The 15483-nt window shown below is 69.0% G+C and carries 16 protein-coding genes, 1 tRNA gene and 1 other RNA gene; 12 read left to right on the top strand and 6 right to left on the bottom strand.

Annotated features, from left to right (window positions below):
- Nucleotides 1–64: 64 nt before the first annotated feature.
- Nucleotides 65–434, top strand: a transfer-messenger RNA (tmRNA) gene (gene ssrA / locus C3481_RS02450).
- Between the two features lie 328 nt (nucleotides 435–762).
- On the opposite strand, the gene C3481_RS16485 is transcribed toward ssrA, so the two are convergent.
- The 4 genes from C3481_RS16485 to C3481_RS02435 form a co-directional block, all read right to left on the bottom strand.
- Nucleotides 763–921, bottom strand: a complete 159-nt coding sequence (locus C3481_RS16485) for a hypothetical protein (protein WP_023951097.1) — start codon at nucleotides 919–921, stop codon at nucleotides 763–765.
- 76 nt (nucleotides 922–997) lie between these two features.
- Entirely contained in the window at nucleotides 998–1390 is a 393-nt protein-coding gene (locus C3481_RS02445) for a DUF4440 domain-containing protein (protein WP_023951094.1), read from the bottom strand.
- Nucleotides 1390–1950 carry a hypothetical protein gene (locus tag C3481_RS02440; protein ID WP_023951092.1) on the bottom strand — a complete coding sequence of 187 codons (561 nt, stop codon included), beginning with the start codon at nucleotides 1948–1950 and terminating at the stop codon, nucleotides 1390–1392. Before C3481_RS02440 ends, C3481_RS02445 begins: the two co-directional genes overlap by 1 nt.
- Nucleotides 1947–2783, bottom strand: a complete 837-nt coding sequence (locus C3481_RS02435) for an inositol monophosphatase family protein (protein ID WP_258039000.1) — start codon at nucleotides 2781–2783, stop codon at nucleotides 1947–1949. Before C3481_RS02435 ends, C3481_RS02440 begins: the two co-directional genes overlap by 4 nt.
- 94 nt (nucleotides 2784–2877) lie before the next feature.
- Here C3481_RS02435 and C3481_RS02430 point away from each other — a divergent pair.
- Nucleotides 2878–2953: transfer RNA gene (locus C3481_RS02430), tRNA-Lys, on the top strand.
- Nucleotides 2954–3024: 71 nt separating this feature from the next.
- Here the strand turns inward: C3481_RS02430 and C3481_RS02425 are convergent.
- On the bottom strand, nucleotides 3025–4590 hold the full coding sequence (locus tag C3481_RS02425) for an HNH endonuclease signature motif containing protein (protein ID WP_258038999.1): 1566 nt from the start codon (nucleotides 4588–4590) through the stop codon (nucleotides 3025–3027).
- 126 nt (nucleotides 4591–4716) lie between these two features.
- Here C3481_RS02425 and C3481_RS02420 point away from each other — a divergent pair, with 126 nt between their 5' ends.
- Nucleotides 4717–5901, top strand: a complete 1185-nt coding sequence (locus tag C3481_RS02420; protein WP_103840644.1) for an acetyl-CoA C-acyltransferase — start codon at nucleotides 4717–4719, stop codon at nucleotides 5899–5901.
- Between the two features lie 23 nt (nucleotides 5902–5924).
- On the opposite strand, the gene C3481_RS02415 is transcribed toward C3481_RS02420, so the two are convergent.
- A complete protein-coding gene (locus C3481_RS02415) occupies nucleotides 5925–6182 on the bottom strand; it encodes a hypothetical protein (protein ID WP_023951084.1) in 258 nt (85 codons plus the stop codon).
- A gap of 81 nt (nucleotides 6183–6263) precedes the next feature.
- On the opposite strand from C3481_RS02415, the gene C3481_RS02410 reads away from it, so the two are divergent.
- The 9 genes from C3481_RS02410 (at nucleotide 6264) to C3481_RS02370 (ending at nucleotide 15415) form a co-directional block, all read left to right on the top strand.
- Nucleotides 6264–7745 (top strand): trehalose-6-phosphate synthase, encoded by a 1482-nt coding sequence (locus tag C3481_RS02410; protein WP_023951082.1) that lies wholly within the window; start codon nucleotides 6264–6266, stop codon nucleotides 7743–7745.
- Nucleotides 7742–8533 carry a trehalose-phosphatase gene (otsB, locus tag C3481_RS02405; protein WP_071918202.1) on the top strand — a complete coding sequence of 264 codons (792 nt, stop codon included), beginning with the start codon at nucleotides 7742–7744 and terminating at the stop codon, nucleotides 8531–8533. The genes C3481_RS02410 and otsB overlap by 4 nt, the downstream gene beginning before the upstream one ends.
- A 29-nt stretch (nucleotides 8534–8562) precedes the next feature.
- Nucleotides 8563–10269: a dihydroxy-acid dehydratase gene (gene ilvD, locus C3481_RS02400; protein WP_023951078.1), complete on the top strand. Its 1707-nt coding sequence runs from the start codon at nucleotides 8563–8565 to the stop codon at nucleotides 10267–10269.
- A gap of 46 nt (nucleotides 10270–10315) precedes the next feature.
- Nucleotides 10316–12118 carry an acetolactate synthase large subunit gene (locus C3481_RS02395; RefSeq protein WP_103840642.1) on the top strand — a complete coding sequence of 601 codons (1803 nt, stop codon included), beginning with the start codon at nucleotides 10316–10318 and terminating at the stop codon, nucleotides 12116–12118.
- Between the two features lies 1 nt (nucleotide 12119).
- Complete coding sequence (gene ilvN / locus C3481_RS02390) at nucleotides 12120–12629, top strand: acetolactate synthase small subunit (RefSeq protein WP_023951074.1); 510 nt, start codon at nucleotides 12120–12122, stop codon at nucleotides 12627–12629.
- Nucleotides 12630–12665: 36 nt separating this feature from the next.
- Nucleotides 12666–13691 carry a ketol-acid reductoisomerase gene (gene ilvC, locus C3481_RS02385; protein ID WP_023951072.1) on the top strand — a complete coding sequence of 342 codons (1026 nt, stop codon included), beginning with the start codon at nucleotides 12666–12668 and terminating at the stop codon, nucleotides 13689–13691.
- A 140-nt stretch (nucleotides 13692–13831) separates the two neighbouring features.
- Nucleotides 13832–14554 (top strand): hypothetical protein, encoded by a 723-nt coding sequence (locus C3481_RS02380; RefSeq protein ID WP_064956666.1) that lies wholly within the window; start codon nucleotides 13832–13834, stop codon nucleotides 14552–14554.
- Nucleotides 14555–14612: 58 nt separating this feature from the next.
- The gene (locus C3481_RS02375; RefSeq protein ID WP_023951068.1) at nucleotides 14613–15086 is read left to right on the top strand and encodes a hypothetical protein; all 474 of its coding nucleotides are present in this window, start codon (nucleotides 14613–14615) and stop codon (nucleotides 15084–15086) included.
- Between the two features lie 5 nt (nucleotides 15087–15091).
- On the top strand, nucleotides 15092–15415 hold the full coding sequence (locus C3481_RS02370; RefSeq protein WP_064956665.1) for a hypothetical protein: 324 nt from the start codon (nucleotides 15092–15094) through the stop codon (nucleotides 15413–15415).
- Nucleotides 15416–15483 lie beyond the last annotated feature (68 nt).

Genomic DNA, 15483 nt, shown 5'->3' with positions numbered 1-15483 from the left:
GGTGCTGCGGCATCCGGTTTGGTAACTCCACAGTGTGACAGCGGCCCTTCGTCCGAAGGCTCATGGGGATGACCGGTTTCGACATCGCCTGTGTGTCGGCGAGAAGCGGGCCGAGGATGCAGGGTTATCTCGTTAACGATCTCTGCAAACCAATAAGTGCCGAATCCAAGCGCACTGACTTCGCCCTCGCTGCATAAGCGAGCCCGATAGTCCGTCAGACCGTGTGTGATCCCGCCACGGACCCTGGCGTCATCTAGGGATCTTGCTGCGTGACGGCGTCCGGACGTCACGCGGGACTCTTCCCGGACTGGGCCCGTCGACTTATGTGTCTGTACTGAAAGTCGGGGCCGAGCAGAACGCCTCTACAGACTGCGCCCGGAGAAGACGCCGTATCTCAGCGATGGACGGGGGTTCGATTCCCCCCATCTCCACCACTGCCGCTGTCACAGCACGAAGCCCCCGCATCCCTGACCTCAGGAGATCCGGGGGCTTCGGCGTTCCCGGGCTGAGGTTGCCCCGTCCTGACCCGAATCAGGCGGGGCACGCGCACCGCGTACCCCCCAAATGCACCCGGCGCACGTGTCTCCTTTCGGAGCAGCGCGAGGGTCGGATTGCTGCGACTCCGATTCGCCATCGCCATCCGCATGGGCGGGTGCCGGCTTTCCAGCTTCTGGAGTCCGTGCCCAGAGGGGCGGAGCTCAGCGGAAGGTACGGCGAAGGCCCCCGCCCTCAGCTGGGCGGGGGCCTTCGCCGTTCGGGTGATCAGGTCTTGTTGCGAATCGAGCGCATGAGCCAGGCGATGACCGCGATGAGGATGAGCGCGATGCCAACGAACAGCAGGAACTTCACCGCTTCGACGAAGATTCCCGTGAACAGCAACGCGATGCCGATGATGATGAGGATGATCGCAAGTGCAGGCATGTCTCGATTGTGACGCGCACCGGGCTTCGGCGCAGGTCCTTGACCTCGCGCCGCGCAGACTCTATGGAGACGACGCCTACGGACGTGCGTCGGCCGATGACTGTTCGGTGCCTTGATGGAAGCGCAGCGCCAGGGTGTCACCCGACGTGGCCCAGACGGACGAATGCCGGCTGATCCGCGTGCCGGCGATGAGACGATACGTGACGAGCACCGTGTCGACGTCGAGGCGCTGGATGACCCACTCGTCCGTCTGCGGAGTGTCTCGGGTCGCTTCCTCGACGAGTTCGACGAGGAGATCGGACCGCGTCCACAGGCGACCGGATCGACCGATCTCGGTGAAGTCCGGGTGGATGAGCTGTCGCAGGCGTCGCGCGTCCTGGCGGACGGCACTCGTGAGCAGGTCGCGCTCGGCGTCGCGGATACGGCCGGCCAGGTCGTCGGCTACGCCGACGGCTTCGAGCTCGTTCATCAACGTCGCTCGATGACGACGAGGCCCTGCTTCACGTCGGCGACCTGAGCATAGCCGTCACCGAAGAAGTAGGTGACGCCGTAACCGTCGGCGTCGATGTTGAGCGCGAAGGACGGGTCTTCGGTCAGGTAGACCCCGCCGTCGCCCTCTTCGCGGATCCAACCCTGAGACTCGAGGGTGCGCTCGGCATCCGTCGTCTCGGCGGCGGTGAGCGGCGCCCATCCGAACTGGAGGATGTTGCCGCCGGGCTCGGCAGCGTTGGTCCAGGTGCACGAGACGCCCGCGTCGATCTGCATCTCGCCGATCATGAACGGCCCCTGCTGATACTCCCAGCCCTGCGACTGCAGTTCTTCGAGGCTCGCCTCTCGGATGATGTTCTCGCAGGTCGGATCGGGCAGGGCGGGCTCGGAAGCGGTGGCCTCGGGCGTCGCGACGGGCGACGATGGCACGGCTTCGGGCGGAGCGGTCTCGGCGGGTTCGGGGGCGGAGCACCCGGCGAGCAGCATCAGGATCATCGCCGAGCCGGTCGCAAGGGCCAGGGGTGTGTGCCGCCGGGTCATGCGTCGCCGTCCTTGCGAGAGAGCAGTTCGAGGAAGGTGTCGTGGAGGACGCCGTTGGTGGCGAGAGATGAGCGGGTCGACAGGGTTTCGGCCCCGTCGATGTCGGTGAAGCGTCCGCCCGCCTCGCTCACGATCGGGACGTGCGCGGCCAGGTCGTATTCCTTCACGCCGAACTCCGCTACGAACTCCAGTCGCCCTTCCGCCAGGAGCATGTACGGCCACGCGTCACCGTAGCCGCGGTCACGCCAGACGCGCCGCGACAGAGCGAGCAGCTGCTCGCCGCGACCGACCTCGTCCCACTGATGGATGCTCTGGAAGCTGATGCTCGACTGCGCGAGGTCGTCGATCGGCGACACCGCGATGCGCCGGGGGGTCGTGTCGCCCGGGACGTTCGTCCATGCGCCGTGTCCGGTCGCGGCCCACCACCGGCGGCCGATCGCCGGCTGGCTGACGACACCGACCCGCGGCACGCCGTCCACAGCCAGCGCGATCAGGGTCGCCCACATCGGGATGCCCTTGAGGTAGTTCGCGGTGCCGTCGATGGGGTCGATGATCCACTGGCGACGCGCGTCTCCTGTGGCGCCGTACTCCTCACCCAGCACGCTGTCGTCGGGTCGCTCCGCGCCCAGGAGCTCGCGGATCGCGCGTTCTGTGGCGAGGTCGACCTCGGTCACGTGCGACGCATCCGCCTTCAGCTGCACGTCGAGGTCGGCCGCGTCGAACCTGGCCATGCTCACCGCGTCGGCGGCATCGGCCAGGCGGAGCGCGAGAGCCAGGTCGTCGGCCAGGGCGCCTGCGAACGGCGCTGTCGGATCCGGTGTGGTGGGGGTCACGGCTCCAGGATACGACGCGCCGGAGCCCTCGATTGGCGCGATGACGCGAAGTGGGGTAACGTTTCTCCTCGGTTCGCTTCACCGCGAACAGCCTGCACCTCTAGCTCAATCGGCAGAGCAACTGACTCTTAATCAGTGGGTTCTGGGTTCGAGTCCCAGGGGGTGCACCAGCACGAAGGCCCCGCAACTCTCGCCAGTTGCGGGGCCTTCGTGTGTTGCCGTCAGGATGCGATCGAGCGCCTCAGAACGGCGGGGCGCCGCTGACGGCCCGCACGGCAGTGACGGCCCGCACGGCAGTGCCCAACTCGGTCGGCGTCGCGTTCACGAAGGAATGCGGTCTGTCACCGCCGGGTGGCGCAGCGATCGCGAATGCCACCAGTGGCGGTGGTGCGTCTTCCCGGTAGATCCGTCCGGTGGGGGAGGTCCAGACGAGCCTTCCGCCGGGGAGTTGTCGGACTCGCCAGCGGGTGTGGTGTTTGACGTCGTGGTGTCGTTTGCAGAGGTTGGCGAGGTTGCACACGTGCGTCGCACCGCCGTCGGAGGCAGCGATCGTGTGGTCGAGCTCGCAGCGGATGGCGGGTTGCCGGCATCCGGGGAACCGGCAGTGCCGGTCACGTGCCCGCAGCAGCCGGACCATCGCGCTCGTGGGCCGGTAGGTGTCGCATTCGAGGACGGTTCCGGTGACCGGGTGGGTGAGGAGCCGGTCCCAGTAGGTGGTGTTTCCGGCGAGTTCGCGTGCAGTGTTCGCGTCGATGGGGGAGCGGCCAGCGAGGTCGGCGGGCCCGTCGTCTTGCCCCATGAGGGTGAGCGCGGATACGGCGACCTGCACGTGTGCCCGGATCGCGCCGAGGGTTCCGTTGCCGTCACCGGTGCCGGTGGGGTCGAGGGCGGGTGTGCCGGCGAGGAGGAGGTCGCTGAGCACGTCGGCGCGGACCTGGTCGATGCTTCGCGCATCGTCGACAAACGACGACCCGTCGCGGATCGTCGTGTCGGCATCGCGGCCGCCACCGTTGGCGTCGGCTCGAGCGCCACGCGCGTCGGCTCGAGCGCCAGCGCCACCGGACGCCGCGTCGGCTCGAGCGCCAAGCGCGTCGGCTCGAGCGTCAGCGCCGATCGCGTCAACGCCCGCCGCTTCGGCGTGCTGCTGCACGTTGATGATCTCCCGGGCCTGCCGCGTCAGCCGGTCGACGATCCCATCCGCGATCACCGTCGGCAGGGTCGCGATCAGGTCCGACATCCCATCCGCGCCTGCCTGCACCCGCACGCACCGCCCCGCCGCGGCCTCTTCATGTCGCTCCGTGAAACTCCGCGGGTGCATCCGCTCAGCCAGCATCCGAAGTGCGTCCCGGACCCGGTTCGGGGTCTCGCCCTCGCACCGCTCGATCGCAAGCCGTTCGAACTCCGCCCGCTCCTCCGCGGGCACGAGGCATCCCGTCTCCTGGATGACCCGCACGTGCCCGCGGACGATTCGTCCGTCCTCCCACGCCGCCATCGTCACCGGGTAGTTGTCCACCAGGTCACGCGCCTCGTCGATGCGCCGCTGCAGCGTCCGGTCGGTCGCCACGAACACCCCAGCCAGCTCGGCGGCGATCCCGCGCAACGCCATCTCACGCGCCTTGACGCGTTCCGACGCTCCAGCGACCTGCTTCTCCGCGAGAACTCCAGCCGCCGCGAGCACCCGAACCTCACGAATCTGCACCGCCCGCGCGGCATCCGAAACGTCCTCGGCATCCGCGACGAGCGCAGCCAGCGCGGCGACGTCGCCGTCGCTGCCCATCCCGCCACCGAGCCCGTCGTTCGAATGCATGTTCGAATCATGTCACACACCCCCGACATCGCCCCGGAGCCATCCACAGCGGGTACGCCGCTCGCGGTCACCCCGAGCGCGTGCGGCGTCGCCTGTTGATGTCGGGTCCGCTCTTAGGCTGGGAGCATGACCCCGCCCGAGATCGTCATCGTCGCAGCCTCTCGCACCCCGCAGGGGCGCTTACAGGGGAGTCTTTCGTCTCTTCCGGCGCCCGAGCTCGGTGGGGCGGCCATCGCCGCGGCGCTCGCGGCCTCGGGCGTTCCCGCGGATGCCGTCGACGCGGTCATCATGGGGCAGGTGCTCCCCGCCGGAAACGGGCAGAACCCGGCTCGTCAGGCGGCGCTGTCGGGCGGGATCGGGTGGGATGTCCCGGCCTCCAGCGTCAACAAGGTCTGCTTGTCCGGCCTCACCGCGATCATCGACGCGTCGCGCATGATCGCGCTGGGTGACGCCGAGGTGGTCGTCGCGGGCGGCATGGAGTCGATGAGCCGAGCGCCACACCTCCTTCCCGGCTCTCGCTCGGGATGGTCGTACGGATCGATCGAGGTGCTCGACCACGCCGCGTTCGACGGTCTGACCGATGCGTACGATCGCGAGAGCATGGGCGCCTCGACCGAGCGTCTGAACCCGCGCTTCGACGTCACCCGCCAGGAGCAGGACGCCGTCGCCGCGCGCTCGCACCAGCGTGCCGCGGCCGCCCGCGACGCGGGCCGCTACGCGGCTGAGATCGCGCCGGTGACCGTTCCGCAGCGACGAGGCGAGCCTGTCGTCGTCGACACCGACGAGGGTATCCGCGCCGACACGACCGTCGACACTCTCGCCGGCCTGCGCCCCGCCTTCGCGAAGGACGGCTCGATCACGGCGGGCAACGCCTCGCAGATCTCCGACGGCGCAGCCGCGGTGCTCCTCACCACCCGCGAGCGCGCGGAGCGCGAGGGATGGCCGGTACTGGCCGTGCTCGGTGCCAGCGGTCAGGTGGCTGGACCCGACAACTCACTCCACGAGCAGCCGGCCGCCGCGATCGAGCGCGCACTGGTGAAGCAGGGAATGACGGCCTCCGACCTGGACCTCATCGAGATCAACGAGGCGTTCGGTGCCGTCGTGGCAGCCTCGGAGCGCCGCCTGGGCGTCTCGCCCGACATCGTCAACATCGACGGCGGGGGAATCGCTCTCGGCCACCCCATCGGCGCTTCCGGGGCGCGGCTCGTCGTGCACCTGGCCCATGAGCTCGCGCGCCGCGGCTCGGGCGCGGCCGCAGCAGGCCTGTGCGGGGGCGGCGGTCAGGGCGAGGCCCTCATTCTGACCCGCTGACCCGGTACGGCGACGGGTCGCGGTCAGCGGCGGTTGCGCTTGACCCGCTCGGCGAAGAGCTTGTCGCGGTCGACGTTGGAGTCGTCCGCGACGAGACGTCCGCGCGCCCCGCGGTAGCTGTCGACCACGGCGCCGATCGCGAGCGCCATCGTGATGCCCCAGCTGAGCCAGGCGAGGGCGGTGCGCCACGTGAACGGCTCGTCGCTGCGGGCCGAGCGGAGCAGCGTGACGCCGCCGGTGATCGCGGAGAAGAGGCCGGTGCCGAAGAGGTACTTGCGCATACCACAAACGTAGCTGGCCCTGAGGGTCGCCGGGCGCGCGGGTAGGCTGGGATCACCGCCGATCGCAGCCTGGAGGCATGCATGAGCACCGCTGATTTCGTCGTCGTCGCCAACCGGCTTCCGGTTGACCGGAACACGGATGGTGGTGGGGACGGGGAATGGCGCCGTTCGCCCGGAGGGCTCGTCACGGCCCTCGAGCCCGTCATGCGCCGCACCGAGGGGGCCTGGGTCGGCTGGCCGGGCAAGCCCGACCTCGAGTTCGAACCGTTCGACTTCGACGGTATGCACCTCGTGCCCGTCGCTCTCAGCGCCGCTGACGTCGAGGACTACTACGAGGGCTTCTCCAACGACACGATCTGGCCGCTGTATCACGACGTCATCGCCGCGCCAAGGTACCGACGCAACTGGTGGGAGGCCTACCAGCGTGTGAACCGTCGCTTCGCCGAAGCCGCGGCGGCTGTCGCGGCGGACGGCGGCACCGTGTGGGTGCAGGACTACCAGCTTCAGCTGGTTCCGAAGATGCTCCGCGACATGCGGCCCGATCTGACGATCGGCTACTTTCACCACATCCCGTTCCCGGCGTACGGACTGTACTCGCAGCTTCCGTGGCGCAAGCAGGTTCTGGAGGGGCTGCTCGGCGCCGACGTGATCGGTTTCCAGCGGATCGCCGATGCCGGCAACTTCGCCCGCGCCGTGCGGCGCCAGCTGCGGTACGAGACGAAGGCGAGCGGCATCCGCGTCCCGGCGGAGGGCGGCGGACACCGTACGGCTCTCGCGAAGGCCTTTCCGATCTCAATCTCGACCGACGATTACATCGAGCTCGCGCAGCGCCCCGACATCCAGGCGCGAGCCGCCGAGATCCGCGAAGACCTCGGCAACCCCAAGACGGTGCTGCTCGGGGTCGACCGGCTCGACTACACCAAGGGCATCCGGCACCGGCTGAAGGCGTTCGGCGAGCTGATCGAAGACGGGCGCGTCTCGGTCGAGGATGCGACGCTGGTGCAGGTCGCCAGCCCGAGCCGCGAGCGCGTCGAGTCGTATGTGCAGCTGCGGGACGAGATCGAGCTGACGGTCGCGCGTATCAACGGCGATCACGACACATGGGGTCACAGCGCGATCCGCTACATGCACCAGGCCTTCCCGCGCGAAGAGATGGTCGCTCTCTACCTCGCTGCCGACATCATGCTCGTCACCGCGCTCCGCGACGGCATGAACCTGGTCGCGAAAGAGTATGTCGCGAGTCGCATCGACAACCGGGGCGTGCTCGTTCTGAGCGAGTTCGCCGGGGCCGCCGATGAGCTCGCGAGCGCCGTTCGTATCAACCCGCACGACATCGACGGGATGAAGGATGCCATTGTGCGGGCGATCGAGATGCCCGCGGCCGAGCAGGGAAGGCGCATGCGCGCTCTGCGCAAACGCGTGCGCGAACACGACGTCGAGGACTGGTCGCGAGCATTCCTCGATGCGCTCGCGTCAGCGGCTCGCTCCAACAGCCCAGCCCATTCCGCTGCCGGCGCACGCGCGATCTCGACCGCGGCCACCGAGGCGGAGCACCGCGCATGAGCGCTGTGGCGTACACAACGCCCGACGGCATCGCAGAAGCCGTCGAACGCGCCGCGAGCGCGCGGCATCTCCTCGTCGCCCTCGATTTCGACGGCACTCTCGCCCCGCTGGTCGACGAGCCCATGTCGGCCCGGATGCTGCCCGCGGCGCGCGAAGCGCTCACGCGGCTCGCGCAGGCACCCGAGACGACCGTCGCTCTCGTATCGGGCCGGACGCTCGAGCATCTGGCGGAGATCTCCGAGCGCGAACCCGACTCGCGGATCCATCTCGCCGGTTCGCACGGTGCCGAGTTCTGGCATCCGGGTGCCCGGGCCGATTCCGAATCCGATGGCGATGCTGCCCTCCGCGACGACCTGACGGCGCGGGCGGAGCAGATGGTCGAGGGCATCGCGGGCGCGTGGATCGAGCACAAGCGATTCGGATTCGGCCTCCACACGCGCCTCGCCGATCGAACGAGCGCGGCCGACGCCGCGGCGCGTATCGACGAACTCGTCCGCGCGGAAGCCCCGACGTGGCGACGCCGTACCGGCCAGGACATCCTCGAGTTCGCATCGCGGCACGAGGGCAAGGACTCGGCAGTGCGCAACCTCCGCGAGCGGGTCGGTGCCGACGTCGTCGTGTTCGCGGGCGACGATGTGACCGATGAGGACGCGCTGCGATCGCTCGGCGCCGGTGACGTCGGTATCCGGGTCGGCGGGGGAGAGAGCGTCGCCGCGTATCGGGTGCCGGATGCCGCCGCGCTCGCGGAGGTGCTCGGCCGGCTCGCCGAGGCGCGCGCCGGAGAATGAGCCTCGGCCCGCGGGCATAGAATTCGAGAATGCCCGACAGCTCCGAGACCATCGACATCAAGCCCCGCAGTCGTGCCGTCACCGACGGCATCGAAGCCACGACCTCCCGAGGCATGCTGCGTGCCGTCGGTATGGGGGATGAGGACTGGGACAAGCCCCAGATCGGCATCGCCTCGAGCTGGAACGAGATCACGCCCTGCAACCTGAGCCTCGACCGCCTCGCGCAGGGCGCCAAGGAGGGTGTGCACTCCGGCGGCGGCTACCCGTTGCAGTTCGGCACCATCTCCGTCTCGGACGGCATCTCGATGGGCCACGAGGGCATGCACTTCTCACTCGTCTCGCGCGAGGTCATCGCCGACTCCGTCGAGGCCGTCATCATGGCCGAACGGCTCGACGGCACCGTCCTTCTCGCCGGCTGCGACAAGTCGATCCCGGGCATGATGATGGCCAGCGCCCGCCTCGGCCTCTCGAGCGTCTTCCTGTACGCCGGATCGACGATGCCCGGATGGGTCAAGCTCAGCGACGGCACGGAGAAGGACGTCACGATCATCGACTCGTTCGAGGGCGTCGGTGCCTGTCGCGCCGGCAAGATGAGCGAGGCCGACCTCAAGCGCATCGAATGCGCCATCGTTCCCGGCGAGGGCGCGTGCGGCGGAATGTACACCGCCAACACGATGGCCTCCGTCGGCGAGGCCCTGGGCCTGAGCCTGCCGGGCTCCGCCGCGCCGCCGTCGGCCGACCGTCGCCGCGACTACTACGCCCACCGCTCGGGCGAGGCCGTCGTCAACCTGCTGCGCCAGGGCATCACGACGAAGGACATCCTGACGAAGGAGGCCTTCGAGAACGCGATCGCGCTTGTCATGGCCCTCGGCGGCTCGACGAACGCCGTCCTTCACCTCCTCGCGATCGCCCGCGAGGCGGAGGTCGACCTCAGCCTGCACGACTTCAACCGCATCGGGGACAAGACGCCCCACGTCGCGGACATGAAGCCCTTCGGCCAGTACGTCATGAACGACGTCGACCGTCACGGCGGCATCCCGGTCGTCATGAAGGCGATGCTCGACGAGGGCCTGCTGCACGGCGACGCTCTGACGGTGACCGGCAAGACGCTCGCCGAGAACCTGCGCGAGCTCGACCCGGAGCCCATCGACGGCAAGGTCATCCACACGTTCGACAACCCGATCCACGCCAGCGGCGGGATCACGATCCTGCACGGTTCGCTCGCCCCCGAGGGCGCCGTCGTCAAGACCGCCGGATTCGACGCGGCCGTGTTCGAGGGACCTGCGCGCGTCTTCGAGCGCGAGCGGGCTGCGATGGATGCCGTCGCGAACGGCGAGATCGAGCCGGGCTCGGTCATCGTCATCCGCTACGAGGGCCCGAAGGGCGGACCCGGCATGCGCGAGATGCTCGCCATCACGGCCGCCATCAAGGGCGCCGGCCTCGGCAAAGATGTACTACTCTTGACGGACGGACGATTCTCAGGCGGCACAACCGGCCTGTGCATCGGCCACATAGCACCCGAAGCGGTGGACGCAGGTCCCATCGCATTCGTGCGCGATGGTGATCTGATACGGGTCGATATCGCGGCTCGCTCCCTCGACCTACTCGTCGACGAGGCTGAGCTGAACGCTCGCCGTGACGGCTGGGCTCCTCTTCCCCCGCGCTATACCCGTGGCGTTCTTGCCAAGTACTCCAAGCTCGTGCGCTCCGCCGCGGAGGGCGCGACCACCGGCTGACTTCGGCTCCGACATCGTCTCCTCTTCTCCAGCGAGGTTCATCACCATGTCCACCGACATCTCCGCGGCCATTCCCCGGCCGCCGTCCCGCACGCCCTCGGCTCCCGTGATCACGGGCGCAGAGGCCGTCGTCCGCTCGCTCGACAACCTCGGCGTCACCGAGGTCTTCGGGCTCCCGGGCGGCGCGATCATGCCCGTCTACGACCCGCTCATGGACGATGAGGCGGTCCGCCACATCCTCGTCCGGCACGAGCAGGGCGCCGGTCACGCCGCCGAGGGCTACGCCGCGGCATCCGGCCGGGTCGGGGTGGCGATCGCCACCTCGGGTCCCGGAGCGACGAACCTCGTGACGGCGATCGCCGACGCCTACATGGACTCCGTCCCGCTCGTGTGCATCACGGGCCAGGTGTTCTCGACCCTGATGGGAACGGACGCCTTCCAGGAGGCCGACATCGTCGGCATCACGATGCCGATAACGAAGCACTCGTTCCTCGTGAAGACCGCCGAGGAGATTCCCGGCGCCATCGCCGCAGCCTTCGAGATCGCCGGCACCGGGCGTCCCGGCCCCGTGCTCGTCGACATCACGAAGGACGCTCAGCAGAACGCGGCGCCGTTCGTGTGGCCGCCGAAGGTCGACCTGCCGGGCTACCGCCCGGTGACCAAGGCGCACGGCAAGCAGATCCAGGCCGCCGCGCAGCTGCTGGCCGAGTCGCAGAAGCCCGTGCTCTACGTCGGCGGCGGCGTCATCCGGGGGCGTGCCTCGGACGAGCTGCTCACTCTCGCCGAGGCGACGGGTGCGCCGGTCGTGACGACCCTCATGGCTCGTGGCGCGTTCCCCGACTCGCACCCCCAGCACCTCGGCATGCCCGGCATGCACGGCACGGTTCCCGCTGTGCTCGCGCTGCAGGAGTCCGACCTGATCGTCGCGCTGGGCGCGCGGTTCGACGACCGTGTCACCGGCAAGGCGTCGCTGTTCGCCCCGCACGCGAAAGTCGTGCACGTCGACATCGACCCCGCAGAGATCTCGAAGATCCGCTTCGCGGATGTGCCCATCGTGGGTGATGTGCGCGACGTGCTCGTCGACCTCGAGTCGGCGTTCCGTGGCGTAATCGGCGACGGAAAGCCCGACACGACCGAGTGGTGGGCGTACCTCGACGGGCTGCGCGAGGAATTCCCCCTCGGCTACGCCCCGACCACCGACGGTCTGCTGTCGCCGCAGCACGTGATCCAACGCATCGGCGAGCTCACCGGTCCCGAGGGCGTGTACGCCTCCGGCGTCGGTCAGCACCAGATGTGGGCTGCGCAGTTCATCAAGTACGAGCGCCCCAATTCGTGGCTCAACTCCGGGGGCGCCGGCACCATGGGGTACGCGGTCCCCGCGGCCATGGGCGCGAAGGTCGCCGAGCCCGACCGTGTGGTCTGGGCGATCGACGGCGACGGCTGCTTCCAGATGACCAATCAGGAGCTCGCGACCTGCGTCATCAACCAGATCCCGATCAAGGTCGCGATCATCAACAACTCGTCGCTCGGCATGGTCCGGCAGTGGCAGACGCTGTTCTTCGACGGCCGTCACTCGAACACCGATCTGAACACCGGGCACGGCACGGCGCGCATCCCCGACTTCGTCAAGCTCGGCGAGGCGTACGGCTGCCTCGCCATCCGGGTCGAGACGGAGGACCAGATCGACGACGCCATCAAGCTCGCACTCGAGACGAACGATCGCCCCGTCGTGATCGATTTCGTCGTGAGCGCGGACGCGATGGTGTGGCCGATGGTCCCGCAGGGCGTCAGCAACAGCTACATCCAGTACGCCCGCGAGCACGCGCCCGCATTCGACGAGGAGGCCTGAGATGTCGCGCCACGTGCTGAGCCTCCTGGTGGAGGACAAGCCGGGTCTGCTGACCCGAGTCGCCGGGCTGTTCGCCCGACGCGGCTTCAACATCGAATCGCTCGCGGTCGGCGTCACCGAGGTGCCGGGTCTCTCGCGCATCACGGTCGTCGTCGACGTCGAGGAGCTGCCGCTCGAGCAGGTGACCAAGCAGCTCAACAAGCTCGTGAACGTCATCAAGATCGTCGAGCTCGACTTCTCGTCGTCGGTGCAGCGCGAGCACATCCTCATCAAGGTGCGGGCCGACAACCAGACCCGCTCCAACGTCATCGAGGTCGCGAACCTGTTCCGGGCGTCGATCGTCGACTACGCACCCGATGCCCTGGTCGTCGAAGTGACCGGAGATCGCGGCAAGATCGACGCGATCCTCCGCGCCTTCGAGCCCTTCGGCATCAAGGAGCTGGCCCAGTCCGGCCTGCTCGCCATCGGGCGCGGCGGCAAGAGCATCACCGAGCGCGTTCTGCGCGGCTGACCTTCCGAACCACGAATCAAGGAGAAACACACGAACATGGCCGAGATCTTCTACGACGACCACGCCGACCTGTCCATCATCCAGGGCAAGAAGGTCGCGATCGTCGGCTACGGCTCGCAGGGACACGCCCACGCCCAGAACCTCCGAGACTCCGGCGTCGAGGTCGTCATCGCGCTCAAGGACGGCTCGAAGTCGGCCGCGAAGGCGCAGGACGAGGGCTTCGAGGTCAAGAACGTCGCGGATGCCGCGGAGTGGGCCGATCTCATCATGATCCTGGCACCCGACCAGCACCAGCGCTCGATCTACGCCGACTCCATCAAGGACAAGCTGACGGCGGGCAAGACCCTCGCGTTCGCGCACGGCTTCAACATCCGCTTCGGCTACATCGACGCTCCCGAGGGCGTCGACGTCATCCTCGTCGCTCCGAAGGCGCCGGGCCACACCGTGCGCCGCGAGTTCGTCGCCGGCCGCGGCATCCCCGACATCATCGCCGTCGAGCGCGACGCGTCGGGTTCGGCCTGGGACACCGCGCTGTCGTACGCCAAGGCCATCGGCGGCACGCGCGCCGGCGTCATCAAGACCACCTTCACGGAAGAGACCGAGACCGATCTCTTCGGCGAGCAGGCCGTGCTCTGCGGTGGCATGAGCCACCTCGTGCAGTACGGCTTCGAGACCCTCATCGAGGCCGGCTACCAGCCGCAGATCGCCTACTTCGAGGTGCTCCACGAGCTCAAGCTCATCGTCGACCTCATGTGGGAGGGCGGCATCGCCAAGCAGCGCTGGTCGATCTCCGACACGGCAGAGTACGGCGACTACGTCTCCGGCCCCCGCGTCATCTCGCCCGAGGTCAAGGAGAACATGAAGGCCGTGCTCGCCGACATCCAGTCGGGTGCGTTCGCGCAGCGTTTCATCGCCGACCAGGACAACGGCGCCACCGAGTTCCTCGGCCTCCGCGAGAAGGAGCAGGGTCACCCCATCGAGGCGACCGGCAAGGAGCTGCGTGGCCTCTTCGCCTGGAAGCAGCAGGACAGCGACTACATCGAGGGCAGCGCCGCGCGCTGACCCGTGACGGACGGCTCCGTCCGTTCTGTGACCCTCGGCGGCACCCCGTCGAGCCCGGCCTCGTGCCACGGAAGCCCGGTCCCCATCAGGGGCCGGGCTTTCGGCGTGCTTGCATCGCCCCGACCTTTTACGATGGATGCATGCCCGTCCGTAAGAAGCAGTTCGCTCGCGCGCGCCTGGGGGCGGTGTGCGTCGCAGCTTCTGTGATCGCGGGGGCGATCACCGCTCCGTCCGCCTGGTCGGTCGCGACCGATGAGATCGAGATCGTTCCGCGGTCGGACGCTCCGGTCACGCCGACGGAGCCTGAGGACGGAGAGACGAACGAGGATGTCGTGACCCCGGCGCCGGGGGAGAGCGGCACGCCCTCTCCCGAGCCGACGCCGGAGCCCTCCCCGACCGACGCGCAGCCCACGCCGTCGCCCAGCTCCAGCCCGTCGCCGAGTCAGCCGACATCAGAGCCCTCTCCTCCCGCTCCGGTGCCGCCGGCTCCGGCGCCGGTCCCGCCGCGCGTCGAAGGCGAGGCCGGCATCGAACTGCGCGCGCCGACCGCCGTTCGCCTCGGCGCTCTGCTGCGCCTGACGCCGCGGAACGCCGTCCCGGCCTCGCCGACGCCCGAGCCGAGCGATGTCGTCCATGTCGACGGCGGACCCGATGTGGGCGGATCGGCCCAGCTCGGTGCCTCGGTCCCCGCGGAAGATCCCACGGGACGAACCGATGCCGTCCGTGTCGGTTCGCTGCACGACGGTTCGGGCGTCGAGCTCGCGCAACCCGCCGTCTGGGCCCCGTGGGGCGGTGCTCTGGCGGTCGCCGGTGCTGCTGTCGCCGTGCTCGTGCTGCGTGGCGGCCGCCAGATCGGTCGCTGACCTCGTCGGAGCGCGCTCGTTCCTCCCAGTCGCCGGTGGCCGGCGCTACTCTGAGGAGGTGACGAGCCGTGATGACGACGCCCTGAGCTGGGCCGGCGACGACGACCCGACCCTCGTGTCCGCGCCTGCGCCCACGCCCGTGGGAGGGCCCGCTTCCTCGCGGCGCCAGAGCGACGAGCTGGCGGAAGCAGAGACCGAGCAGCCGGGTGAGATCTCGACCGAGGCTGCGCCTGAGGGCCTGAGCAACGCCGCGCTGATCTCGCTGGGGGTTCTCGGTGGCATCTATCTGCTGTATTCGATCGGCTGGTTCGTCGGAGGTATCCGCGTCCACAACCTGAGCGGTCTGCTCGGCATCGATACGGCCGTCTCGGTTCCCGTCCTCGTGCTGGCCGTCGCCGCCCCGGCGATCTGGTTCATCGCGACGTACGTGCTCACGCGTGGGTCGCGCGCCTGGATCCGGTTCGCCTGGCTCGTCGCGGGGGCGCTGCTGCTCGTGCCGTGGCCGTTCGCCACCCTCGGAGCCGGGAGTTGAACGCGATGAGCGACACGCAAGAAGCCCGGCGGACGCCCGCGGTCTGGAAGGTGGCCACCGTCGCCGGTGCCTTCGGTCTCTTCTACGCATACGCGGTCTGGGCCGCGGTCCCGCTGCTGATCACCCCGTCGCCGGCGCGGACCGCAGTCGGGTGGGTCGCGGTGATCGCTGCCGTGGCGCTGCCGATCCTCATCTTCGCGGGAGCATTCGCGCTGGGGTGGCGCCGACGTTCGGGCGCCTTCGCGATGATTCTCCTCGCGGGGCTCGGGCTCGCAGCGGTGTTCTTCCTCAACGTCCTGTCCTTCGCCCTGACCTCGGGCGCTGTCTGAGTCGGCAGAACGTCACACGGTCGTGGGCGCTGTCGGCACCGCGCTAGGCTGAGACGACCCGCCGCACC

Source organism: Microbacterium sp. Ru50 (assembly GCF_002920555.1).
GTDB classification, from domain to species: domain Bacteria; phylum Actinomycetota; class Actinomycetes; order Actinomycetales; family Microbacteriaceae; genus Microbacterium; species Microbacterium arborescens.
Note: the sequence above shows the minus strand (reverse complement) of the source record. Positions and strands in the feature narration are given on the sequence as shown.